25 protein-coding genes, 1 pseudogene and 1 riboswitch are annotated in these 25482 nt (G+C 38.4%); of the genes and pseudogenes, 5 read left to right on the top strand and 21 right to left on the bottom strand.

Features of this window, described 5'->3' with window-relative positions; all coding sequences use genetic code 11:
• Window positions 1–561 precede the first annotated feature (561 nt).
• Window positions 562–735, top strand: coding sequence for a DUF4306 domain-containing protein (locus tag AB1471_RS12195; protein WP_496350332.1), 174 nt, complete (start codon window positions 562–564; stop codon window positions 733–735).
• 430 nt (window positions 736–1165) lie between these two features.
• Here AB1471_RS12195 and AB1471_RS12190 read toward each other — a convergent pair whose 3' ends face one another.
• The 5 genes from AB1471_RS12190 to AB1471_RS12170 form a co-directional block, all read right to left on the bottom strand.
• Window positions 1166–1585, bottom strand: coding sequence for a CoA-binding protein (locus AB1471_RS12190; protein WP_367780056.1), 420 nt, complete (start codon window positions 1583–1585; stop codon window positions 1166–1168).
• A 32-nt stretch (window positions 1586–1617) separates the two neighbouring features.
• Window positions 1618–2517 carry an ABC transporter substrate-binding protein gene (locus AB1471_RS12185; protein ID WP_496350333.1) on the bottom strand — a complete coding sequence of 300 codons (900 nt, stop codon included), beginning with the start codon at window positions 2515–2517 and terminating at the stop codon, window positions 1618–1620.
• A 121-nt stretch (window positions 2518–2638) separates the two neighbouring features.
• The gene (locus AB1471_RS12180) at window positions 2639–3271 is read right to left on the bottom strand and encodes an ABC transporter permease (protein ID WP_367780055.1); all 633 of its coding nucleotides are present in this window, start codon (window positions 3269–3271) and stop codon (window positions 2639–2641) included.
• A 12-nt stretch (window positions 3272–3283) separates the two neighbouring features.
• Complete coding sequence (locus tag AB1471_RS12175) at window positions 3284–4258, bottom strand: ABC transporter ATP-binding protein (RefSeq protein ID WP_367780038.1); 975 nt, start codon at window positions 4256–4258, stop codon at window positions 3284–3286.
• Between the two features lie 149 nt (window positions 4259–4407).
• Window positions 4408–5688: a purine/pyrimidine permease gene (locus AB1471_RS12170; protein WP_367780037.1), complete on the bottom strand. Its 1281-nt coding sequence runs from the start codon at window positions 5686–5688 to the stop codon at window positions 4408–4410.
• A 186-nt stretch (window positions 5689–5874) separates the two neighbouring features.
• On the opposite strand from AB1471_RS12170, the gene plsY reads away from it, so the two are divergent.
• On the top strand, window positions 5875–6456 hold the full coding sequence (gene plsY / locus AB1471_RS12165; protein ID WP_367780036.1) for a glycerol-3-phosphate 1-O-acyltransferase PlsY: 582 nt from the start codon (window positions 5875–5877) through the stop codon (window positions 6454–6456).
• Between the two features lie 102 nt (window positions 6457–6558).
• On the opposite strand, the gene AB1471_RS12160 is transcribed toward plsY, so the two are convergent.
• On the bottom strand, window positions 6559–7182 hold the full coding sequence (locus tag AB1471_RS12160) for a YdbC family protein (RefSeq protein ID WP_367780035.1): 624 nt from the start codon (window positions 7180–7182) through the stop codon (window positions 6559–6561).
• A 259-nt stretch (window positions 7183–7441) separates the two neighbouring features.
• Window positions 7442–7696, bottom strand: a complete 255-nt coding sequence (locus AB1471_RS12155) for a hypothetical protein (protein ID WP_367780034.1) — start codon at window positions 7694–7696, stop codon at window positions 7442–7444.
• Between the two features lie 84 nt (window positions 7697–7780).
• Here AB1471_RS12155 and AB1471_RS12150 point away from each other — a divergent pair, with 84 nt between their 5' ends.
• On the top strand, window positions 7781–8080 hold the full coding sequence (locus AB1471_RS12150; protein ID WP_367780033.1) for a HesB/YadR/YfhF family protein: 300 nt from the start codon (window positions 7781–7783) through the stop codon (window positions 8078–8080).
• Window positions 8081–8110: 30 nt separating this feature from the next.
• Here the strand turns inward: AB1471_RS12150 and AB1471_RS12145 are convergent, their stop codons facing one another.
• The 4 genes from AB1471_RS12145 to acnA all read right to left on the bottom strand — a co-directional run bounded on the left by AB1471_RS12145 (window position 8111) and on the right by acnA (window position 12053).
• Window positions 8111–8422, bottom strand: coding sequence for a hypothetical protein (locus AB1471_RS12145; RefSeq protein ID WP_367780032.1), 312 nt, complete (start codon window positions 8420–8422; stop codon window positions 8111–8113).
• A 12-nt stretch (window positions 8423–8434) separates the two neighbouring features.
• On the bottom strand, window positions 8435–8875 hold the full coding sequence (locus tag AB1471_RS12140; RefSeq protein WP_367780031.1) for an acyl-CoA thioesterase: 441 nt from the start codon (window positions 8873–8875) through the stop codon (window positions 8435–8437).
• 116 nt (window positions 8876–8991) lie between these two features.
• On the bottom strand, window positions 8992–9129 hold the full coding sequence (locus AB1471_RS12135; RefSeq protein ID WP_367780030.1) for an FbpB family small basic protein: 138 nt from the start codon (window positions 9127–9129) through the stop codon (window positions 8992–8994).
• A gap of 191 nt (window positions 9130–9320) precedes the next feature.
• Complete coding sequence (gene acnA, locus AB1471_RS12130) at window positions 9321–12053, bottom strand: aconitate hydratase AcnA (RefSeq protein WP_367780029.1); 2733 nt, start codon at window positions 12051–12053, stop codon at window positions 9321–9323.
• Between the two features lie 323 nt (window positions 12054–12376).
• Window positions 12377–12548, top strand: a riboswitch (M-box (ykoK) riboswitch).
• Between the two features lie 235 nt (window positions 12549–12783).
• Between acnA and AB1471_RS12125 the strand changes: the two genes are divergently transcribed.
• Together AB1471_RS12125 and AB1471_RS12120 are read left to right on the top strand one after the other, a co-directional pair.
• Window positions 12784–13380, top strand: a complete 597-nt coding sequence (locus AB1471_RS12125; RefSeq protein WP_367780028.1) for a phosphatase PAP2 family protein — start codon at window positions 12784–12786, stop codon at window positions 13378–13380.
• A gap of 598 nt (window positions 13381–13978) precedes the next feature.
• On the top strand, window positions 13979–14689 hold the full coding sequence (locus AB1471_RS12120; RefSeq protein WP_367780027.1) for a YphF family lipoprotein: 711 nt from the start codon (window positions 13979–13981) through the stop codon (window positions 14687–14689).
• 475 nt (window positions 14690–15164) lie between these two features.
• On the opposite strand, the gene AB1471_RS12115 is transcribed toward AB1471_RS12120, so the two are convergent.
• The 10 genes and pseudogenes from AB1471_RS12115 to AB1471_RS12070 form a co-directional block, all read right to left on the bottom strand.
• On the bottom strand, window positions 15165–16646 hold the full coding sequence (locus AB1471_RS12115; protein WP_367780026.1) for an amidase: 1482 nt from the start codon (window positions 16644–16646) through the stop codon (window positions 15165–15167).
• Window positions 16647–16753: 107 nt separating this feature from the next.
• Entirely contained in the window at window positions 16754–18967 is a 2214-nt protein-coding gene (locus tag AB1471_RS12110) for a DEAD/DEAH box helicase (protein WP_367780025.1), read from the bottom strand.
• Window positions 18968–19560: 593 nt separating this feature from the next.
• On the bottom strand, window positions 19561–19974 hold the full coding sequence (locus AB1471_RS12105) for a hypothetical protein (RefSeq protein ID WP_367780024.1): 414 nt from the start codon (window positions 19972–19974) through the stop codon (window positions 19561–19563).
• A pseudogene (locus AB1471_RS18355) lies at window positions 19922–20437 on the bottom strand (hypothetical protein). The gene AB1471_RS12105 and the pseudogene AB1471_RS18355 overlap by 53 nt, the downstream one beginning before the upstream one ends.
• A 452-nt stretch (window positions 20438–20889) precedes the next feature.
• Complete coding sequence (locus AB1471_RS12095; protein WP_367780022.1) at window positions 20890–21024, bottom strand: hypothetical protein; 135 nt, start codon at window positions 21022–21024, stop codon at window positions 20890–20892.
• Between the two features lie 58 nt (window positions 21025–21082).
• Window positions 21083–21217 (bottom strand): hypothetical protein, encoded by a 135-nt coding sequence (locus tag AB1471_RS12090; RefSeq protein ID WP_367780022.1) that lies wholly within the window; start codon window positions 21215–21217, stop codon window positions 21083–21085.
• Entirely contained in the window at window positions 21214–22398 is a 1185-nt protein-coding gene (locus AB1471_RS12085) for an AimR family lysis-lysogeny pheromone receptor (protein ID WP_367780021.1), read from the bottom strand. The genes AB1471_RS12090 and AB1471_RS12085 overlap by 4 nt, the downstream gene beginning before the upstream one ends.
• 379 nt (window positions 22399–22777) lie before the next feature.
• On the bottom strand, window positions 22778–23152 hold the full coding sequence (locus tag AB1471_RS12080) for a RidA family protein (protein ID WP_367780020.1): 375 nt from the start codon (window positions 23150–23152) through the stop codon (window positions 22778–22780).
• 73 nt (window positions 23153–23225) lie between these two features.
• Window positions 23226–23939, bottom strand: a complete 714-nt coding sequence (locus tag AB1471_RS12075; RefSeq protein WP_367780019.1) for a sulfite exporter TauE/SafE family protein — start codon at window positions 23937–23939, stop codon at window positions 23226–23228.
• A gap of 24 nt (window positions 23940–23963) precedes the next feature.
• Entirely contained in the window at window positions 23964–25403 is a 1440-nt protein-coding gene (locus AB1471_RS12070) for a Na+/H+ antiporter NhaC family protein (RefSeq protein WP_367780018.1), read from the bottom strand.
• Window positions 25404–25482 lie beyond the last annotated feature (79 nt).

Here is a 25482-nt window from a genome sequence, read left to right as displayed (position 1 = left end):
ACTGAACCACTTATTTCAATGGATTGATTAACATTTATAAAAGATACATGTCACGTTCACATTTAAATCCCACTACTACGATCATAGCATTTATCGCTAAAAAATCTATGTTTATTATAAAAATCATCAAATAATGAACTACTCTTTGACCCCATTTTTTCGAGTTCGACAAAGAGAAAACCTGGTACGTGATGGCCAAGCTTTCATTTTTTTATCACTTCATCACGACAAGTTCAAATTTAGTGTGGCCCTAAGTAAAAATCGAGTATCATACGCATTTAGATGTGCTGTGCCACTCAATATTCATAAAAGCTTCGACTATCCTCATTCATTTTCTTGAATTCACGGAAGATATTGTTGGACGATCTATATCAATGATGAAAGGAAATTACAAGAGTTCCAATATCAATCATTTATGCTAAAATATAGAACGAAACCTATTACTCCTTAGCACAGGAGACTTTTTTATTGAGTTTGAGATGATGAAAATGTCTAAAAGATATGTGATTCAACTATGTTTAGTCATTATGTTTCTTGTATTATCTACAGGCGCTACGTGGTATGAAGGCAGAAATACTAGATAATCCTTGTGAATGGAAATGCTCAGCGAATTTTTCACAAATGTTTAACGGTGTAGTGGGACAACCAAGTGATATTTCACAGCTTGACTTTTTTATTTACGCAGGGGAATTTAAAACGACGTATCCAATTTTAATGATGATGAGTTTTATGTAATTAATCATTCTTATAGGGTATATTTTACTAAAACAAAAGTATAAAAAATTTTCCTTTTTATATGTACATAGGAGTATTGTTATTACTGTTAAGCAGTTTAGCATCTAATTCTCAACTTCTGGGGGGGAATCTTTAATATTATTTTGTTGGTTGGCGGAATAGTATGTTTAGTAGCTGCTTTATTATTTTACTTTAGATCAAAACAGTCTGTTATTAAAACGAGCTAAAGTCATAAAAAAGGTTGATACATTTGTATCAACCTTTTACTACTTATACAAACGTTCCATGATTGTGGTTTACAAAGTAGAGTTTGTCTAAACTCTACTGTATAATACCTCAAAACACTAACCCACCGGCAAGTTTGAACGATCTAACCCTTGTTCTTTCTGTAATTGCAGCCTCCATTGCGTAAAGGCTAAATGCTGCCTCTCTATTTAATAGGGTTTAGCGCATGCTCTACCTTTATACAACGGTCCATGATCACTGTTCTTCCTTGCTTTGTCAGTTCTTCAAACACACTTTCATCCATCACACCCAACTGAGACCAGAAAACATCCACATCTGTCGCTAAGAAATCTGCCGCTATCTCAGGGAGAAATTCTGAACGTCTGAATATGTTTACGATGTCGATCTTACCCTCAATTTCGCTTAGTGACGAAACTGCCTTTACACCAAGTACTTCATCGATCATTGGATTAACAGGGATTATGTCGTACCCTGCGTTTTGCATCGCTTTAGAAACGCCGTATGACGTACGTGTAGGATTATCACTTAAGCCAATGACTGCAATGCGCTTTGATTTTTTTAAAATCGTACCGATTTCATGTCGTGATGGATTTTGTATCACTATTTACACTTCCTTCTTTAAAGAATTTTTGTCTATTATTCTTCTAGTAAGCCTTTTGACTCAAGAAATTCCTGTGCAACTGCCGCATAAGTCTCTCCATCAATATCTACTTTCGCATTCATTTCTTGCATTTCTTGTTCTGATATTTGACCAGCTAGACCATTGATAAGTTCCTCTAGCTTCGGGTAAATGTCAAGAACTTCTTGTCGTATGACTGGTGCAGCATCATAATTCGGGAAGAATCCTAAATCATCTTCTGTCGTCTGTAAATTAAATCGCTCAATTCGTCCGTCTGTCGTAAAAGCAGTAATGACATCTACCTCACCGGACTGTACCGCGTTATACAAGATGTTTGAATCAAAGCTTTCTGTTGCCGCAAAATCAAACCCATATGCCGCAACTAGTGCTTCATAGCCATCCCCTTGTCGTTCATAAAAAGCATGTGGTGCTCCAAATGACAGTTGATCAGAAATTTGTGCTAGACCAGAATAGGTGCTTGCTTCAAAATCAGTGTCTTCTGCAAATGCCATCGTGTAATTATTCGCAAAGCCAAGAGGTTCTAGCCATGTCATATCGTATTCTTCTTCATATCCCGTTCTCACCCGTTCAAGAATACTATCACTTGACTCACCAAATTCTATTTCCTCTTTTAATACTGCCGCGAGTCCTGTACCCGTGTACTCCACATACATATCAATCTCGCCGTTTTCCATTGCAGGTGTGAGGACAGCAACTTCACCTAATCCTTCATTTAGTTCTACTTCATATTCAGAATGATGCTCAATATATTGTTGATAAATATGTGGCAAAATATATTGTTCTGTAAATGCTTTTCCTGAAACGATAATTGGATCTGATTCATCCCGACTAGCTGAATTACATGCTGTCAATAAAAGTGATGCCGTAATCGTTCCCATGAAAATACCTTTTGAAATTTTCATATCCAACCTCATTTCGTTATTAATTAGTGTTTTTTATACACATATGTATAGGCTTTTATTTTCTATTAAAGGTGTTACTAGTCAGTATACCCTCACCCATTTATGGTAAATAGCTTTATAATCCTTTTGGTGTTGTCTTTTTTTCAAGTATTTTTAAAATAAAATCAAATGACAACGCTAGTAATGCAACAGGGATTGCACCGGCCAGCACTAAATAATTGTTGTATGACTGCAAGCCTCTCCATATTACATCGCCAAGTCCACCCGCGCCTACAAAGGTAGCAAGTGTTGCCACTCCTACAGTTAACACGGTTGCTGTTCTGATTCCCGCCATTAAAAATGGCAATGACAGTGGCAACTCAATTTTCAATAAAATTTGAGAACTCGTCATTCCCATTCCTCTACCCGCTTCAATAATGGCTTGATCGACACTCGTAATGCCTGTATATGTATTGCGTAAAATCGGCAAAAGCGCATAAATAATAAGTGCAATAAGTGCTGTTTTAAATCCAATTCCGACAATCGGTACCAAAAAACCAAATAGAGCTAAACTTGGGATCGTTTGAAAAACAGCTGTAATCCCAATATATAACTCCGCCACTTTTTGTTTGCGTGAAATAAAAATGCCAAGTGGAAGTGAGATGAGGATGGCGCTACATATTGCCACAAAAGATAAGTATAAATGCTCAATCGTTCGTTCAATGATGAGATCTTGCCGTTGCACAACGGTTTCCCAAAACGCTTGAATAACGTCCACGAATCATGCCCCCTCCACAACAATTCCAGCAAGTTCACGAAGCAACCCATCTTTATGCACAATGCCTACACGTTCTCCATTTTGCACAACATACATAGAATGGGTGCTTTGAATAATCATCTGTTGTGCAACATCTTTGATTAAAGTCGTTGATTCAATCGAAGGGAGCTCTCCAGTTGCATGCTGTTTCACAGGTTCCATAATCATTGAAATCTCTTTTTCCGCTGGGTTTTGGAGGTTAATGGCTGCGTGGATTCGTTCTTTTCCAATAAATGATCGAACAAATTCATTAACAGGTCCTTGTACAAGTTCTTGAGGTGTGGCGATTTGTTCGATCAAACCATCTTTCATCACAACAATTTCGTCTGCAATTTTTAACGCTTCATCCATATCATGTGTGACAAAGACAATTGTTTTGTGAATCGTTTCTTGAAGTAGTTTAAGTTCGTCTTGAAGCTGTTCGCGACTAATGGGATCGAGCGCACTGAATGGCTCATCCATTAAAATAATCGGTGGTTCGCCAGCTAGAGCCCGTACAACACCTACTCGCTGCTGTTGTCCCCCGCTGAGTTCAAGCGGATAACGATTTTTATAAAGAGACGGTTCCAGACCGACGAGTTTCAACAATTCATCTACCTTTTCCTTGTACGCTTCTTTCTTAAAACCTTTTAATTTAGGGATAAGTGCTACGTTTTCTTCAATTGTCATATGAGGAAATAAACCAATTCGTTGGATGACATATCCTATACTACGACGCAGTTCAACCTCTTTTTGACCTGATATGTCCTTGCCATCAATAGCGATAACTCCTGATGTTGGATGGATAAGCTTATTGATCATTTTCATCGTTGTCGTTTTCCCGCAACCACTTGGACCAATAATCACGACAAGCTTGCCTTTTTTAATATGTAAATCGATGCCTTTGATCGCTTCTGTCCCATTCTCAAAGGTCTTTGTTACGTTTTTAAACGTAATCATCCATTCACCGCCTCAATCAATTTAATACTATATCCCCAATATAACGAAAAAAAACCCATTTTGTCGTCATTCTGTAAAAAGTTATTGCTGTTCTTGAAGAAGAAAAAATCTATAAAAGAAGTCTGAAATAACCGTAGCGTCATTTAAATTTATTTAGCTTTGTAAGTTAACGTTTGTTCTATAATGACGGCAATCACCGTTCCCGTGATCAACCCATTTGATAAAATCGAGCTGAGTGCAACAGGTAAGTCACTGTAGGCCGTTGATGGCACAAACATTAGCCCAACACCAACTAACCACGCGATCCCAACAACCGTAAGACCTCGCTCCTTATTGTTTTCTTTTTGCCATTCTACAAAAGCAAGACGGATCATTTTTGTGAAAATGACAAAAGTAACAGCGAACGCGACAGCTGCTGGTATTTGAGCGAGTGTGTTCATGACTATCGGCAATAAACTAACCACCGCTACCATCAAACTACCGATGAAAAATGGTCGCCTCGAAGGGGATTTAGTTGACACAACATAGCCAGCAGCACCTGAAATGGGCACAGGCCCTATCGCTGAAGCTGCTCCACTAAATAACGTATTAACTCCCGCTGCAAGCCCAGCTTGGCGGTATCTACCCTTTGGCTCCTCATTAAAGTGCTCATACATGGCAGATTCCATCACGCGTATGGAGGCAACCAGGTTAGTGGTTAACAAAAACGTAATAAAAATTGCCGTAACAAACACGCCACTGTCAAATAAAGGAGGTCCAAACGCAAAAAATGTTGGCAATGTAACGAGAGAATCTGCATTAGGTACATCAAAAGGTGCTTTTCCCATGACAGAAAAAACGGCCCATCCAATAACAATCGCGAGCACAATTGAATAGCGTTGCACCCATGCAATACGGTGATTGCTAAACCAGAACATAACGACAATTGTCACAAACGAACCGAGCATAACAGAAAGTTGAACCTTACCACCTTCACTTGTCAACCCAACCATTCCGTTCAGAAATGAGCCGCTTAATTGAAAAATAAGCAGCATTAAATACGTAAACGTTACAACAGGTGTAAACAGCTTGGTGATTTTGTTGATCAGCCCCGTTACCGCAAGAACTATAAACATCACACCACTCATTAAAAGGCCAGATTGCAGTACTTGGAGAGTTTCTTGGGCTGTGCTGTAAAGTACCCCTACAAACGTTGCGTAAATCGAGAATACGCCCCACCATAACCCAGCAGGCCCTTCATTGATCGGCAATTTATGACCAAAAAGAACTTGAACCATCCCTGCTACTCCGAGGACAAGCATGGTTCTTTGAACGAACCCTTGAGTCTCTATAATATCTAATTGAAAAACTGCGGCAATGGCGATGGGAGCGGCAATGGACGTGGCCACCAAAAATATCAACCATTGAATAGAACTGAAAACCGTTTTCATCCAATCGTGCTCCTTTGTATGTATGTCAGTAGTGTAGCATAGAATTCACCCTACAACTTAAATAAATAATCAATCTCACCTGTATAAAAGAACAAGACAAAAAAATACGTCGTCTCGTTCGTTTTCATGGTAAAATAGCGTTAGCGCATAGATATTCATATAAACATAGATTAAAGGAGCCTTTAAATGATTTTTGCACTTATTGTGATTTTAGCTTATCTAATTGGCTCGATTCCATCGGGGTTATGGATTGGAAAAGGTTTTTACAACAAAGATATTCGTAATTTTGGCAGTGGCAATTTAGGCGCCACCAATACATTTCGTGTGCTTGGTGTAAAAGCTGGGTCGCTCGTGACAATAATGGATATTTTAAAAGGGACTGCTGCAACTTTATTACCACTTGCATTTGACCCTAGTTTTCCAGTGCTTTTAGCAGGGATTATCGCGGTTGTTGGACATATATTTCCAATTTTCGCTGGATTTAGAGGCGGAAAAGCAGTCGCTACTTCAGCTGGTGTTCTGCTAGGCTATGCACCTCTGATGTTTGTATTGGTCGTCTTATGTTTTATTATTGTACTTTATATTTCCAAATACGTGTCTCTGTCATCAATTATCGCTGGTTTATTTGCTATTTCTTACAGCATCATTTTGAAAGATTTACCGCTGATAATCATCGTTAGTTTAATGTCTGGATTCGTCATTATTCGCCACCGAAGTAACATCACTCGAATAAGAAATGGAACGGAACCAAAAATAAAATGGATGTAACACGAAAATCCCCGCATTTGTACTGGTGCGGGGATTTAATCTGAATGTCGGGTCATTGTTCAACAATCGCGCCATATTATTGAAGACTAAAATAAAAAATTATCAAATCACAGACCAATCCCTATCTAACTCTACTAAAGTCCCTTCAAATTGAACCAAGTCATCTTTTACTTTTGATTGTTCGACTAATAATGGAAACGTATTACTCACATATTTTTGATGGGAATCTCTATTTCTCCATAAAGAAACCACTAAATATGTAGTGTGGTTATTTTTACAAAACGCCCCTGCTAACATACCTTGAACTTTAGACATTCCATCGTTCCATATAACCTTTTGCATATCTTCAAAATGGTTTTGTTTCTCCTCCTTGACAATACAATGTGCAATTCGCAGAATTTCTGGTTTTTTTAAAATCTGCGTAATGTTGGTGTCACTTAAATTTAAATTTTTTTCGAAAATCTCTACAGTAATATTCTCATACGTATTTTGTTGTTCATTTTCTTTAAAAATATCATCATGCTTATGTTCCATGAAAAACTGATAAGAGGAATGATCCTTCCAAAAAGAGATAACACAAGCTTTAGTTGGTGTATCTATGTCCCATCCCCCAATTTGTCCTAAAAAACCGTTTATCTTATTTATCGGTTTCCATTTCTCCTGTGCATCAGAAAACTGTTGTTTTTTATCTTCAGGCACATCACAAACAATCCATTTTATTAACATTACATTACCCCCTATATATGAAGAGTAAATGATTACAATAAAAAGTACATCCGCTATATGGCGTAAGGTATGCAGTACTTTTGATAGATCTTAAAGGATTTACTATCCATCATTGAAAACACATATATAAGTTTAAATTACATACCTTTAGTAAAAAAGCAGACGTCCCTACACAAACTGGACTTTTATGAAAGTGGCGCCCTCTTGAGTCAAGAAAGGCGCCACTTTGTTGAAGATTATTTTAAATCTACATTTGAAATCAATGAGTTGGTAAAAGAAGAGGCGCAGCAAAGATTAGGACCACTGCTGCTATAGCAAGAACACTTGTTGCACCAACGTAAAATGAGAAACTTTTCTTTTTAACGATCACTAATCCTGCATAAATAACAGATGCTATAGTGATGGCAATTACTGCTTCTAATTGATAAGAAAATTTGTCCAATTGGATTACCGTTTGAAGCAACATCCCGCCAAAAATGAATAGTCCAATCCATAAAAATAATCGTTTTTCCAAATTTGTAACCCCTCTTAATACTTTATTTTGTTCTTTTCAATTATAATAGATAAAGCTTGTTTGTTAAAGGAAGGAGAGAGCGATATGAACATTCATATCTCAAAAGAGGCACAAAAGTGGTTTCAATATGAAATGATGATGAAAAAAGGGGACCACGTTCGCTTTTTCGTTCGCTACGGCGGATCAAGTCCTATTCAAGATGGCTTTTCACTTGGAGTTAGTAAGGATGAACCAATCGAAGCTGTAGTCACTCAAGAAATAGAAGGGATTATTTTTTATATAGAAGAAAGAGACCTTTGGTATTTTGATGGCCACGACTTACATGTAGATTATAGCGATAAGGCTGATGGTCCAACGTATGACTATTCTAAGAATGAACAGTAAAAAACCTAAAAAAAGTGGCAGCGTAGGCTGTCACTTTTCTTGTAAATTAAAACGATTAATGTGGTCTTCTAGGCCTTCTTTCTGTAAGATTTTGAGCTGTCTTTCTCCCAGTAAATCAAAGTGTGAATAACCATCTTGTCGATGGTGAATCCACTCTTTCTTCAACTCGTACTGTGCGCCCCACTCAGCGAGTTGATCAAGGTTCAGTGCACCAACTTTTGTGACCGTATTACACGCTTTAAATCGATCATCCAGCCAATAATGTGTTAAAAAAGCAATCTCGCCGTTATCAATCGATTGTTTCCACTGTTTAACTTCTTCTTTTTTGATTCCGAAGGCCATATCTGTCCCCCATTACCCTTGAACTACATTTACGCCGTCTTTCTTATGTAATTCACATGCTTCATGCCATGCAGGAAATTGTTTACGCACTGAAATCGGCCGGAAAGTGTCTTTCTTTACGCAGGCGTGTTTCGAAATGCCCGATGCAGCCAGTTGACCTTTCTCATTGAGGATTTCATAGGCATAATGTGTACGAAGTCCATCATAATGCTCAATCCATGTACGTATCGTCGCTTTTTCTCCGTAACGTACGGCTATTTTATAGGAAACTTGAATGTCCATGACAGGCGCTAATATCCCCTGCTCTTCCATTTCAGCATAGCGAAAACCAAGCTTTTCCATTAAAGAAGTACGCCCTATTTCCATCCAAACTAGATAATTTGCGTGATATACGACACCCATTTGATCAGTTTCTGCATAACGGATCTCGACGATCTTTTCTGCGATCATCATGTTACGCGCTCAGCCCTTTCATCCTTTTCTCCTATTTTATCATAGAATCAATAAAAAACGAAAACAACTGAGACCGTTAAAAAGCACTCTATCCGGTTGGACAGAATGCGTTTTCGTTATTTCCGATCTTGCCACGTCATCCATTTTTTCTCTAGTCGGTCTTCAATTCGATCCATTTTAATTGGATCTTTTTGAATTTCCATACGATTTTCAGCCACGAGTTCTTGAAGGGATTTGCCCTTTACTCTCATCATCGTCACCTCCATAGAACTAGTATCTCACAGCATCTGAATTTTTAAACAAATGAAAGAATAAATATTTCGATAATTAAAAGATAGATGTAATTTGTCGGTTTTAATCATATGACTTTCCGCACGACTCTAATCGATTTTTAAACTAGAAAATCCCGAGTTCGCCATAATGCGAACTCGGGATTGGTTGATGATTATACTGTTAGTTTGTCACGCAATACCATGCGAAGGATTCCACCGTGGCGGTAGTAATCAACTTCAACCTCAGAGTCAAAGCGAGCAAGTACGTCAAATTTTTTCACCGTACCATCTTCAGCCGTTGCAGTAACTGTCAGAATTTCACGAGGTCTTACGTTGTCTGTAATATTCACAGCGATTGATTCACGACCTGTTAAACCAAGAGATTCAGCATTGTCACCTTGTTTGAATTGCAGTGGCAACACACCCATGAATACAAGGTTTGAGCGGTGAATACGCTCGTAGCTTTCAGCGATAACTGTTTTAATGCCTAGAAGGTTCGTTCCTTTCGCTGCCCAGTCACGTGAAGAGCCCATGCCATAATCTTTACCAGCAAGAACAGCTAATCCTGTGCCATCTTGTTGATATTTCATACAAGCATCATAGATCGCCATTGTTTCATTGGTTGGCCAATACGTTGTATATCCACCTTCCGTACCTGGTGCGACTTGATTACGAATACGAATGTTCGCAAACGTTCCACGCATCATGACTTCGTGGTTACCACGGCGAGATCCATACGAATTAAAGTCACGAATTGCAACACCATTTTCACGTAGGTACAGTCCGGCTGGAGTATCTTTGCCAATTGCGCCTGCTGGTGAAATGTGATCCGTTGTGACAGAATCACCGAATTTACCGACAACACGAAGTCCATTAAGTGCTTCAATGTCAGATGGTTTTTCTGTTAATCCTTCAAAGAATGGAGGATTTTGAATGTATGTTGAATCGTCTGAGAATGCATAAAGTGCATCGTCGTTTGTTTTGATTTCATTCCAACGTTCGTTGTTGTCAAATACGCGCTTATACTCTTCACGGAAAAGCTCCGGCGTTACTGTGCTTTTCACAATTGAATTGACTTCTTCTGTTGTTGGCCAGATGTCTTTTAGGAACACATCGTTTCCATCTTTGTCTTTTCCAAGTGAGTCCTTTTGAAGGTCAAGATCGACCGTTCCTGCAAGTGCATAGGCAACCACTAGTGGTGGTGAAGCCAAGTAGTTTGCACGTACAAGTGGATGAATACGTCCTTCAAAATTACGGTTACCAGAAAGTACAGATGTAACCAAAAGATCATTTTCAGAAATAGTCTTTTCGATTTCTGGAAGTAGTGGACCTGAATTACCGATACATGTCGTACATCCGTATCCTACAAGATCAAATCCAAGGTTAGCTAGAGGATCTAATAGGTTTGCATCACGCAAGTAACCAGATACAACTTTTGAACCTGGAGCAAGGGATGTTTTTACGTACGCAGGAACTTTCATTCCAAGCTCCACTGCTTTTTGCGCAACAAGTCCAGCACCAAGCATGACGTAAGGGTTTGATGTATTCGTACAGCTTGTGATCGCAGCAATACCGATCGCACCTGTTTTCATTGGAACTTTATCGCCATTGTCAAATTCGATAACCGCTTCTTTATTCACTTCAGCAGCATCAAGACCAAAACCTTGAACACCTTCTTGCGCTGTTAGTGCTTTATGGAATTCATTTTTCATCTCAGATAAAGGAATCAAATCTTGCGGGCGTTTTGGTCCAGAAAGGTTTGGTTCAATTTTAGAAAGATCAAGTTCCACAACATCTGTGTAAGTTGGATCTTCTTTATCTGTAGTGAAGAACATATCATTTTTCGTTAAATATTCTTCTACTAGGTTAATATCTGATTCAATACGACCGGTTAGACGCATGTAATCAAGCGCTTCTTTGTCTACTGGGAAAAAGCCACATGTCGCACCGTATTCAGGAGCCATGTTCGCAATTGTTGCACGGTCAGCAAGTGGAAGTTGTGCAACCCCTTCGCCGAAGAACTCAACAAATTTACCTACAACGCCTTTTTTACGCAGTACTTGCGTTACTTTTAGCGCGAGGTCAGTTGCTGTAGCACCTTGTGGAAGTGCATTTATTAAACGAACACCGATTACTTCTGGAATTGGGAAGTAAGAAGGTTGGCCAAGCATGCCAGCTTCTGCTTCAATTCCACCAACGCCCCAGCCAAGTACACCGATACCATTGATCATAGTTGTGTGTGAGTCAGTTCCTACAAGTGAATCTGGGAAAGTAACCGTTTCACCTTCTCCATTTGTCCCTTGCATGACTACGCTAGCCAAATATTCTAGGTTCACTTGGTGCACGATACCTGTTGCAGGTGGAACGGCACGGTAGTTGTCAAATGCTTTTTGTGCCCAAGATAGGAACTGGTAACGCTCAGCATTGCGCTCAAACTCCAAGTCCATGTTCACTTGAAGTGCATCAGCTGTACCATATTTGTCAACTTGTACAGAGTGGTCAATCACAAGGTCAACTGGAATTTCTGGGTTGATTTTATCAGGTGATCCACCCATTTTCGACATCGCATCACGCAATGAACCTAAATCTACAACGGCCGGTACACCCGTGAAATCTTGTAAAATGACTCGAGATGGTTTAAATGGAACTTCTGCATCTTGTACATCTTTTGAACCCCATTTTGCCAGGTTTTTAATGTGATCTTCTTTGATTACACGTCCGTCATATTGACGAAGAACAGATTCAAGCAACACTCGAATCGAGTATGGCAGTTTTGAAATTTTAGTAAGTCCCTTTTCCTCTAGGGCTTTTAATTCATAATAATGATAACGCTTACCTTCAAGTTCAAACGATTTTTTTGCTTGAAAGATGTCTTGGATAGCCGTCTTTGTTCCTTGGTTAGCCATCTGTGTTCCCCCTTAATAATAAAATTAAATTTTGTAAGTAATGTATGTAATCTATTTTCGGCACAAGACTATCTTAATACAACGGTCATTATAAGTAAATATCAATAAAGTTATATAGAGTGATAAGAAATTCTTATGGCATTTCCCAAAAGCGATATAAATATCTTTGAAAACGCAGGATTATGCGACATTTCTTTCAAAGTTTTGTATACTGTTTTCTAACCCAATATTTTTCTTGGTCGATAATTTATTAGAAAATGATGTATCTTCGCAATACTATTGACTATTTAATAGTATTCTTGTACATTATAGAAAATATAAATATTATTCCTCGTTAGGTGAGGCTCCTATACTGGAAATACGCTGCTGCCCAGCAATGTCGAAAGACACCAATGGGTCAACAGGAATCATCGACATAAGGTGATTTTTAATGTAGCTGAACAATGTCTAGTTCTACGCCGTATAGTGCTAAAACTCAACGATTTGAGGCTTTTTTATGTATGATTATATATGATTACACCCTCTTTTCGTTGGAGGGTGTTTTTTATTTTGCTGGGAAACTACACTCCTAATTATTTTAAGTAAGTTGAAGATTGCCGCTCAACAGCTGGCGATCGTCATTACGTTTACGTTTTCAACAAATATTTCTAGCAATCTCATATATTTCACTATAGCAACTAAACTTTTTAGTCTTTAACACTCACAAATTCACTCTATTAAAGGAGATATTATGAAAACATTTGATGAAACAGTTTTTCAGTTCCTGAATGGATTAAGTAACAAGGTCTTATGGATCGATCATGTGATGATGTTTTTTGCAGAGCATGCGGTTCCAATGTACGCCTGTTTATTTTTAATTGCCTGGTTTACTCTCCCTAGAAGAGAGGAGAATATAAGACATCTTCTCGTACTTGGTGTTCTTGCCGGTGTTTTAGCTGTGTTCCTTAATTCTGTTATTGCTCTCTTTTGGTTCCGATCACGTCCATTTGTAACTCTTCCAAGTGGTGAGGTTACACAATTGATCCCACACGCACCTAATACTTCTTTTCCAAGTGATCATTCAGCAGCAAGTGTGGCAATAGCAACAGGAGTGTGGGGGAAAAATTGGATTGCATATAGTTTTACGATCGTTGCGATCATCGAAGTTGTTGCTCGAGTGTATGTTGGGGTTCATTGGCCGACTGATGTAATAACGGGAATCATCATTGGTGTTCTTTCAGGCTGCGTGATCAAGTTATTTTCAAGGTTCATTTATCCGATCACAACTTTAGGCCTTTGGATTTGTCGATTTGGACGCTTTTCAAAACCTACTAATTTAGAAAAATAAAAAATATTTGGTGTGTTGAGGAACTTTTTGACCTATTGTGTGCACAAGTTCCTCAACAAGAGTTTGTCTGTTTCTTTATCTCTTGATTCACTTAGGCTAAATCCATTGACCTTTTGCACCAGAACCCCCTAAATCAACCGTTTTTAGACTTACATAACTGTTTATGTTCTATGATTGTATCGGTTTCTTTACCACCAACCAAATAACTTATTTGGAAACTTAAGAATTAGTATATGAGTAAATGAAGTAACTAATATTGATAAATTTATACAATAAATTATGAACGTTTTACGAACGATTATTAAAAAAATTTTTGGACTGAGTGGTCATGCTATAATTTTGTTCAAACGTATTCATAAGTAATCTAATATACTAATTAAAGGTAGGTGAAACCTGCACTAGGAACATTGAAAAACAATGATTATTACGGTAATTTATACATGTAGGGTGGGATACGGATACATCCGAATATACGCCTGTGGAGTGCTATACAAACCGTAGTAGCTAGTAAGTAGCAAGGCGGAGCACAGAGAAACAGGAAATCGCATAGCATGAATTAATGATGACATTTGTTTATGTTTTAGTAGCAGGGAAGAAAATGTCATATTTTAAAATACCAATGGGATTATGCACTATATTATTACTAACTGGATGTGCGTACCTATCTCCACTAACAGAGGAAAATAAAATTCCATACACAGATGAAATTGCAAATGTACAACGTGCCGTAGATCAGTTTCAAGAAGATTCTGGAGGTCTTTTACCTATTAAAACAATAGAAGATGATACTCCTATTTACCAGAAATATTTAATTGATTTTCATAAACTAACACCTGATTATTTGTCTCAGATTCCTATAAATTCATTTGATCGTAACGGGGGGGGGATCTATCAATACACGTTAATTGATGTTGAAGAAAACCCCACAGTTAGATTAGTTGATTTGAGAATTGCTGAAACGATCAGAACGCTTAATCTTAGAATTAAAGTAAATCAAGGCATTCCGTTTAAAGAGGTACTTGGTGACAATGTTTTTACGATCAATTATGAAGAACTAGGATATAAAGAGGAACCAACAGTAGTAAGTCCTTTCACAAATCAGAAATTACCTCTTGTTGTAAGTGGTGATGGGACGATCTATGTAGATTATATTACTGATCTTTATCAAGTCTCTCAAGAACAAGAATTAACACTTGAACAGAGTGATGAAGACATTCGTCCAGTCTTACTTGAAGGATCAAAATTTGCACCTGCATACTCTTTGCCCTATATAGTAAATGAAGAAAATGAAATCGTTTATTCTAATTAATTCTAAAACAGTGGTTTTCGTTCATTTTTAAAATTTATCCAAAAAGAATCCACTTTGATCAATCTTTTTCAAAATGGATTCTTTTTAATATCGTCATTTTTTAGGTGGTTACAAACAATGGGAAATAAAAAAACAGATAATAGGATCTGATTACTGATTCTTCATTACAACGAAATTTTGAAAGAAAGGCGTACCGTTACATACAGTCCAGAACTTATCATTAATATTTCCGCTCATTTACTCACTCCACAATAGTATCAATAAACTTAATAAAGATAACTCTGGAGTTCTTCCATTATATAGCCCTTTAGCTTACTAACAATTATTTCAAATCACCTTCATTTTCACTTATTCCTGAATATGGTCCGTTTATTGGATACGCTCCCCCATATCATCATAATACAAAAAGTAAATTCTTTTTTTTATTTTTCACATCATAAGCAGCAATATTTACGAAAAGAGCCTTACCTTTAGTCTATTTAATCATGGTTACTTGGTGCCAATAGGGTGATTGCTCAAGTTCTTTGGCGACGGTCAGAAGCCAGTGCTCGTTCCCTTTTGGCGCCATTAGCTGAACGCCCAGTGGCAAGCCATTTAACGATTGTCCAGTTGGTAAACTAATCCCTGGTTGTCCTGTTAAATTTGCAAGTTGAGTAAATGGTGTGTACGTTAGACTCGGTTCAAACATGTCATAAATGAGCGTTTGTTGTGCTGATGATTCAAGTGATGATACGCCTAATAGCTTGTCAATCTGTTGTTGTGTTGGTGTTAATTCACCAATCTTAGGAGCGTCAAACGCAGTTGCAGGTGTTAAATACAGGTCATATTTTTCGTGAAATGCAGCCATTTGCTCTGCGGCTTGATCCCACGCAGCAAGACTGAGTGAAAACTCCCCTGCAGTTACTTTTTTCCCGGCTTCAGCAAGTACCCACGATTCAATTTCCATATCGTGGTGAGTCAGTGATTTTCCAAGATCCGCTTCCATCGTTTGAACGAATCCTGCCATTTCACCAGCATTCATTAAAAAATACTGTTCCATCAAAGCACGTCCATTGATGTTTGGTTGTGCTTGCTCGACTACATGACCTTGCTGTTGCAAAAAATTCGCTACTTGGTGTACGGTGTTTACCGCCTCTTCACTAACCGGTGTTCCTACAGGTGATTTCGTTGAAAATCCAATGCGGAACGTTTTCGTCGATTGGTTAGTTAGATACTCTGTGTACCCTTGTTGGAACAGTGGTACTTGAAATGCTGCAGCAGGTTGAATGGTTTGAAGTTGATCCAAAAGAGCAGCTGTGTCACGAACCGTTTTCGTTAAAGCAAAATCAACCGCAGCCCCCTGCCATTGCCTACCAACACCAGGTCCGACCGGCATGCGACCACGCGTAGGTTTTAAACCAACAAGCCCAGTAAATGATGCTGGGATCCGAATGGAACCTCCACCATCACTTGCACCAGCCACTGGAACCATCCCACTCGCAACGCTCGCTGCTGCTCCTCCGCTCGAGCCACCAGGTGAATAAGCGGGATTCCACGGATTACGACTTGGACCGTGGAGCTTCGGTTCTGTTATGTTTTTCAAGCCAAATTCAGGTGCATTTGTAGACCCTACTACGATGAAGCCAGCTTTTTTTAATGCTGCAACGAAATGACTATCGCGCTTAGCGATGTTTTTAGCGAGAAGCTTTGAGCCAGCTGTTAGCACTTCCCCTTTTACACTTTGAGAAATATCCTTCAAAAGAATTGGAATACCTGCAAATGGGAGCGATGAATCCACTTGACTAGCTTCCTTTAAAGCGGCTTCATAACGCTTATAAACGACTGCATTTAACGCGGGATTGCTTTCTTCAATTTGATCAATCGCATCGGAAACTAACTCATGCGGAAGAATTTCTTTCCTATGTACAAGCTCTGCAAGCTCACTTGCATCTTTTGAGCAAAAATCATTTAGGTTCACTAGACTACCTCCATAATTCGTTATAAGAACCCAAACAGTTGATAGTTGTTGGGTTTGCGTGTGACTTTATCACACTAAAGGGAAGCGTACCATCCCACTTCTTACACTCATGTCCACTCTAATTGCTTTAAAAGTTGACGTGTGAATTTTTTTGATAAAACACGTACGCTTAAGTTGTCATCCCCACGTTGGTTTTGCAACGGAAGGTTGATCCAGCTCACTTGCTCGTCAATCACGATGAGTGGAAATGTGACTTCAAGAGATGGAGCAACGCTTTTGCTCCCTGCTAACCCAGTCACGTGTGCTGATCCATACAACCGAACGAGTTCAATCCCAGCTTTGCGGATACTTGAAATGACCTTAGGGTGAAGCGTTGTCGAGGTTGACATGTACACATCAATTGAACGTTTTGCTGAAGCCAGATCTTTTTCAAAACGCACTGGCATAGGTGTTTCATGCCAGCTAATTTGCTTATGTACGCGATTTAATTCTTGCGGCAACTCACTTAGTTTAATGATCGCATTCATTTTCGCACTATGTCGTTGGAACTGAACCATGGCATTTGATGGCGGGAGTGCTTTTTTAAATTGTTCCTCATTTTGTAAATGAATAAGCATTCCTCGAGCTCTTGTAATCGCAACATTGATCAATCTTCTATGCTCTGGTCCTTTGAACATACGACCAGGGATTCGATCGTGATCTACTGCATCAAAGATCAGGACATCACTTTCACTCCCTTGAAAACGGTGAATGGTCGATGCTCTCACTTTACTTTCTCGATCCCAAAAAATCTCAAGCATCCCTACCATCCATTCTGCCTGCGCTCGGTACGGTGTAATGTAGCCAATAGACTGCACCTGACCATTTGCAGCTGTGAGCATCAGCGATAAAGAGAGCAAGCTTGATAGCAAATGAAAACGAGATCCCCCAGCCGTGCTCATCGAAGGAGCTTGTAAGCCATTCGTATTGATCATCTTCAATGCTTCTCCTTTAAATGGGCGAGCATTAGCGATCGGTTGGCGAAGAGCAAGAACTGACTCATGATCGCGCACATACGAATCATACATCCAAACATTTGTAAATGCTGAAATTGCGGGGTGCATACGGCGTTGTTCGGATAAAACGACAAGATGAGGATGGGGTTTTTTCAACGCTACACTTTGTGCGATACCCGCGTGAAGAAACACATCTTCTCCCAGCCATTTCTTAACTAGTGGATGATGCGACGTGGTCACAGCAGGAAGCTGTTTGAAATCTCCACACACGATCATATGTTTCCCAAGTGTTGCAGCAAAAGCGATTTGTGGGACATGTGCCATACTCGCTTCATCGACAATCACAACATCTGCATCAAACGCCTGGATCGTTTGGTCAAGTGTTGCTTTTGACAGAGTGGTACCAATGACGTTCGATTCAGCCACCATTTTCCGTTCTTTTTCATTCCATTTTACTTGTAACAATGCCATTTTCTCTTCCAAATCTGTCAGTCTTCCAACATCCTTCACACGCCCTTCTTTTCCAAGGCGTCCAGCTAACTGTGCTCTTTTTGACGTACCTTTGTTCATTTTTTCAGCAAGGTCTGGAAATTTCAAGGCGAGTTGATCATAAAGAAGCAATCCAGGAACTGACTTGAGCGATTCACCCGCTGCATACCCATAACGAATAATTCCTTCCTCTGTCCATTTTGCTTGCTCCTGTAAAAACTCGGCAAGTTCAAGCATGAGAACATCGATGGCTGCGTTACTGTGTGATAAAACAAGTACCTTCTTCCCTTTTAAATGAAGTGCAGCAGCAAGCCGGGCAAGTGTATACGTTTTGCCTGTTCCAGGTGGTCCCCACAAGTAGGTCACTTGGTTATAGATGACACGTAAAAATAATTCATGCAAAGTAGATTTTGCTTTATTTTGAGGGTGAAAATCAGGTTGATTCGCGGCAATTGCCCACAAAATTTGTTGCTTTTTATGTGTGTCTTCTTCTGCTTCTTCAAGTTTTTCACCGAGCTTTTCTAACAGACGCCACGGCTCCAATGTCATAATCGCTCGTTCCGTCATTTCTTCCAACTCAGCATCCAAATCAAGCACAACGGATGTTCCGATAAATGACAGTAACGTCCCTTTGATGGCCGGCTCTACGTGAAGAGTGATGGGTGAACCTTCTGGAATGCGCATGTTTTGATCAATTGAAAATTGAGCAATCGTTTGACCATTTTGGCTAAAAAGAATGCGTCCGTCATACAAACGAATCCCATGGTCTGATCTTTTTTTAACCGAAGCAATTTCGGCTTGCAGCGCCGACTGCCATTCGCCGAACCATTCTTTCATGATAAAATCCTTTCACTTTAGCTAATAATTTTTTAGTGACAACCTGCTTTTATAGGCGTACAAAACCATTCTTTTAAAAACCGTTTGCATGACGCTTTTTTGATGCGGTGTCATGGAAAACATCCCTACTTTTTGAATAGCTGGTTCCTTTTATTTCACATACTGTAGGCGTTCTTTGTAAAATCAAATGCGACACCCTAAACATAGAAAAGCCATAGTGAAACCGTAATTAAACGGAGGGTTTCAACTATGACTCAGCCCTATTCTACCACACCAGCACACTCGGTTAAACATTTGAGCAACACAGCATATTCTTTATTGGACAAATACAAGATTTGATGATGAATTAGAGTTACTCAATCAACGTTCTGAAACGCTCAAAGCCTCGGAAGCCAAATGCTCTTTTGTCTCTCTCGGGAAATTTGTGAAATTCATTCATATACGGTCTTTTCTTATATTCCTTGCTACATTAGATAAAATTATTGAAACTTTTTCATAGAATGACTCTTCAAATGACGAAAGACGCAACCCCTTGACGAGTCACGTCTCCCTATTAAGTATTTTCCCTTAAGTAGGAGGGACATTCTAGAATGTTACAATGAGTCCATTACAGGTTTTTCTTTCATTGATATCTGCTCAGATTCAGCCCCTAAACGTTTTAGTTCTTGGATGGTATACAATCCATACAGTCGATCCCCATGTTTCATATATCCTTCTAGGGATTCCCATAAATATTTGGAGTCATCCGTTGCTATTCCTTTCATGTATAACGTCTCAGGGGTTGGATCTAACTTGTCTATTATTTTCAATCCTATTTCTTTTTGACCATTTAAAATATATTTCAATGCTATATTGTGGTCATCTTGTATGAAGTCAATCTTTTTCCCTCTTAAAATACTAATAAAATCTACCTTCTGTCTCATCCACTTTACCGCAAAATCTAACCCTATTTCTTTATAAATTTCTATACTTTTTTCGAAGTATCTTATAGCTCGGATCTTCTTCATGTATATAAGAGTCACCAAGATTCACATATGATGCAGCATCAAATCGTTTTCCTATCGAAAATTCAAGTGCTTCAAATGCCAGCGCTCTTGATTTTTCTAAATCACACAAGTTTCGTAAATATATGATTTGGAGGACATGGTTAAAACGCATATGCATAGATTTTTGTATGCTGTTTTTCTCAAGTTGGTTTTTCAACTCAGGTATTAAAGCATTTATCTTTTAAAAAATCTTTTCTTGATAATACATATTGATTTCCACAATCAACTGAAAAATTTGCATTTCTTTACTTTTATTTTTCTGAGAAACAACCTTTATGAATAATTCTTTTGGTATCTTTTTTACTTCTTGTTGATCTTTTCGTTCCAGGTTTAGCCTGTACATTGTCGAAAACTCTTTTAGCCTATTCTTGTGATCAGCCTTATCCTCAGCTCTTTCACATAGCATTTCTAACGTTTCTCGCATGTCATGAGTATCGCAATATTCCATCGCCGGCTTAATATTCATAGTATTCTGAATTTAAAGAATATAATATGACATGAATTTCTCTTCCTGTAAATTGCTATCCATCAAAATTATTTTTTGTACCAGTGCTAAAATTTTGCGAAAGTCACTTTCTCTACCTGCATTTAAGTCTTGGTGGAATAAATCGTTTTCATTCACATCTTCGCCTATCAATATTCACATTCTTTTATATCGACATAAAAAAACAGCAAGAAGCCCATTCAGCTTTTTGCCGTTTTCCTTAGTAAACTACTTAACTAGTGCGAACAGGGTTTGCTGTCACTGATATCTGCTAAGCCTCCGTAAAAGATTCAAAAATCGAAAAGACAAATACTAAAGTTAATAAAAGTTTTTAAGGCTGCTCATCTTCCCTATGTTGTTATACACCACGTCAATCGCGTCCTCTCGCTCGCCTAACCTGGAGGAACATCACTTAATGTATGAATTGGAGCAACTACATGGTTTTCTGTCACTGATATCTGCTCAGCTTCCGCAAAAGGTCCGAGAATCGAACAAACAAATGCCAAAGTTAGTAATAGTTGTTTCATGCGTGTTTCGCCTCCCCAATGTTGTTATACACCACGTCAATCGCGTCCTCTCGCTCGCCTAACCTGGAGGAACATCACTTAATGTATGAATTGGAGCAACTACATGGTTTTCTGTCACTGATATCTGCTCAGCTTCCGCAAAAGGTCCGAGAATCGAACAAACAAATGCCAAAGTTAGTAATAGTTGTTTCATGAGTGTTTCACCTCTTCTATGTTGTTATACACCATGTCAATCGTGTCCGCTCGCTCGCCTAACCTCTTTAATTCTTGGACGGTAAACAACCCGTACAGTCGATCTCCACGTTTCATAAATCCATCTAAGGACTTCCAAAAATATGAAGGGTCATCCGTAGCCACACCTTTCATGTACAGCCTCTCAGGCGTTATATCTAATTTATCAAGAATTTTTAAAGCTGCTTCTTTTTGACCGTTTATGATGTACTTCAAGGCTACATTCTGTTCGATTTTTATGCAGTCAATTTCTCGTCCTCTCAAAATACTGATAAACTCAATCTTATTGCGCATCATTTTTGCCGCAAAATCTAATCCTATATCGTTATAAAGTTTTATACTCTTTTCTAAGTACCTTATAGCTTGAGTGGGGTCTGCATCGTGTATATGGGAGTCACCAAGGTTGACATAGGATGCAGCATCAAATCGTTTACCAATTGAAAGATCAAGCGCTTCATTCGCTAATTCTCTTGCTTTCTTAAAATCACATATATTTCGTAAGTAGATAGTCTGTAGCAGTTTATTGAAGCGCATTTTAAATGATGGTGTTTGGAAGTTGTTTTCACTTTGATCAAGTTGGTTTTTTAACTTCGGAAGAGAAGCTATTAACTTATAAAAATTTCTTTCTTGATGATAGTTCTCTAATTCTAAGATCAATTGGAATATTTTCATTTCTTTCGTTTTGTTATTCTGCGAAATGACTTTATTGAACAATTCTTTCGATACATATTTTTCGTCTTGTTGATCTTTTCTCTCCATGTTTAGCCTGTACATGGTCGAAAACTCTTTTAGCCTATTCTTGTGATCAGCCTTATAATCAGCTCTTTCACACAGCATTTCTAACGTTTCTCGCATGTCATGAGTATCGCAATATTCCATCGCCGGCTTAATATTCATAGGGTTCTGAATTTCACGAATATAATATGACATGAATTCTTCTTCCTGTAAATTGCCATCCATCAAAATTATTTTTTGTATGAGTGCTAAAATTTTGCGAAAGTCACTTTCTCTACCTGCATTTAATATCTTGTTTAGCGAACTTATATTGATTCCACAGTCTGCAGCTAGATCTTTTTGCTTAATTTCATGTTTTTCCAAGATATCTTTTACTCTAACTCCAAACGTTTTGTCTAAAGTTTTCACTCCGATCACTCCAGTATGGAAGATTTAAAGATGCTAGGCTCAACTATAGCTCTTTAAAGAGCTTCTCTTCTGTACGTTCATACTTTACCACCGGTTTATTTCGGAAAAAATCAGGATATACTCTCTTCCTCTTATTTCTGAGTATAACACATCTGTGGATTTTTTCATGAAAATTTCTGATTTTTCGACTTATTTTAACGATCCCTACCTTACTACAATGCCACAACTTCGGCTATCCTCATATTTACACTAAATTATTGACGGTACGTGGAATAAATTGTTTTCATTCACATCTTCGCCTATAAATATTCACACTCTTTTATATCGACATAAAAAAACGGCAAGAAGCCCATTTAGCTTCTTGCCGTTTTCTCAGTATCTACTTAACAAGCGCGATCACTTCTATTTCAACTTGAACATCTTTCGGTAACCTTGCAACTTCAACGCATGATCTTGCAGGCTTATGGTCTCCAAAATACTCTGCATAAACCTCGTTTATAACAGGGAAATCATTCATGTCTTTAATGAAAACCGTTGCTTTCACCACTGTATCAAGTGAGGCACCTGCTTCATCTAACACGGCTTCTAAGTTATTAAAGACCTGGTGTGTTTGTTCAATCACTCCGCCTTCAACTAATTCTCCATTAGGTGTTAATGGAATTTGTCCAGAGCTGTAGAATAAATTGTTGACTACGACTCCTTGTGAGTATGGTCCAATTGCTTGAGGTGCCTTCTTTGTGTTAATAATGCCCATTTTTTAATTTCCCCTCTCTTATTTTAAGTATAATTTAATAGATTCACAGCTTGCATACACTACCAGTTTAGCTTTATGAACCGATTAACATATAACAACCTGTAAATAGAAGTATAACATAAGTGATAATTCTGAATACTCTTTGGTTTATCCATTTAAATAAATACTGTCCTAGAACGATACCAGCTACTAGAGGAATGAGAGCGATTAGAGATGACGTCCAAACCTCCGCATTTGTTCCTCCAAATGAAATTTGCATAACTAAACTGATCAAGTAAATAAATAGATAGTAGGCTAAGGTCGTGCTACGAAGGGCTGTTTTATCCAAACTTGTACTTGAAAAATAGAGGAGTAATGGAGGACCCGGAACCCCTATACTTGTCGTTAGTAATCCAGCTATACCTCCCGCAACTGCATCTCTTCTGTTTGTTTGTTTGATTGTTACTTTTGCAATAAGTAGAATGGTTAAAAGAATAATCATCGTGCCAACTATAATTTTAAAAATGTCTATATTTAGAAACAAATACAACAGCAAGCCAGGAACGATTCCAATTAGACTTCCCAATATTAATCTTTTAAGTAAAGGGAAATTCACTTCATTTCTAATACTATAAATCATAAACATAGAAAGACAAAGTGAAAGGATGATATTCAGTTGAATCGCTGATTGAGCGGGTAAAAGTAATAAAAGAAAAGGTGTACCTACGATTGAAAAACCAAATCCGGTACTTGCTTGTAACAGTGAAGCGAAAAAAACCACAATAATCAAAATCATTATATTTTCCATTTTTTCTCTCTCTTTACGAAGGTATTATGCTTCTTTAACTTCACTTAATTCAGTATCGCCGTCTTTCCTTGAGACACCATTAGACAATGTACGGTTCCAACCTGTGATGACCGAGAAAAGCAGTACAGCTAACATTGCCCATGAATATGGATTTAAGAAAGATGATAGTAGACTCGGGTATGCAACATTCCAAGCTTGAGCAGTAGAAGTCAACGTATTATACCATACGATGACAGATAGATTCCAAGGGATCATGAAAAACACAACAACCACCATGCACTCCATGACATTTGCTCTTCGCTCCGGAGATAAATTAAAGCGCTTTCCAAATGGGTTAACAAACGTAGAACCTATTACCAATAAGACAGGTGCACTTGCCGAAATGACAACGGATGCAATTCCTGCAACTGACATAATCGAAAACTCTGCTTGACGGTGTGACTTAATATTCCTTTTTTGAACCCATTTAAGAAAGGTGTCCATCACTCCACTATCGATCATCACTTGAGTAAGGGCTAGAATAAATAAGGCAAATACAATCGTCCCTGTCACACTAGCAATACCTACTTCTATCAATCCGGTACTATCTCCTGGGTTTCCCGGAATACTAAAAACGCTCCCTAAATTTAATTTTCCAGTTACTAAACCTAGGATAATCGCGGAAATATTTCCATAAATGAGTGATTCAACGACATGTCTCTTTGCTAATGCAAAAATAATGACTACCGCCAAACTAATTAACATAAGGAGACCTTTAGGATCTAAATTAGCAGCTTCCATTTCTGGTACATCAGCTACTGTCCCCCCTCCCCCAGCAAAAAACAGGACGATGATCGCTATAATACTCGCTGAAATCGCAAGCGGGAAGCGACTTCGTACAACCCCATTCAATGTTGCCCCCTGTGAGTATGCAGACGCAATTGTTGTATCTGATACGGGTGCAACATTATCACCAAAAACTCCACCACCTAGGATGGCTACTGCGAGCATCGTTGGATCGGCGCCTAATAACACACCAGCCGGGTAAAGAACAGGAAGTAAAGCTAGGTAAGTTCCGTTTGAAGTCCCAGTACCAACAGAAAATAGCATGGCTAAGAAAAATGCAAGTACTGTGAATACAGCGCCTTGAGCACCTGTTGTTAAACCGAACCATAGGATCCCATCAACCAAACCAGCAGCTTGTACAATTTGTCCGAAGATTGCTGCAAATATCCATGCCACGACAATGACAATGCCATTTTTTTGAGACATGCCTTTCATGAAAGTACTAATATAATGATTCTTATTTTTGGCAAGCAGTAATCCAACTGATAAAGCAACCCAACCACCAGCCCAAAAAGCTTGTGTGCCACCTCTTTGAGCAATGGATAATGTAATTAAAAAAGCAATTAAAATAAGTAAAGGAATTAAACCACCAAATACTCCCCCATACATTTCAAGTCTTTTTTCTTCTTCTTTTTTCAAAACCCCATCCCCTTTTAGATGAATCCGCTTTCAAAAAAATATTCATCATTTCCCCTTGTAAGGTGCATAAAAGAAGAAG

The sequence above is a fragment of the Jeotgalibacillus marinus genome, from assembly GCF_040801915.1.
In the GTDB taxonomy this organism is placed as follows: Bacteria; Bacillota; Bacilli; order Bacillales; family Jeotgalibacillaceae; genus Jeotgalibacillus; species Jeotgalibacillus marinus.
The sequence above is the reverse complement of the archived record's forward strand: the minus strand, read 5'-3'. Positions and strand labels throughout refer to the sequence as shown.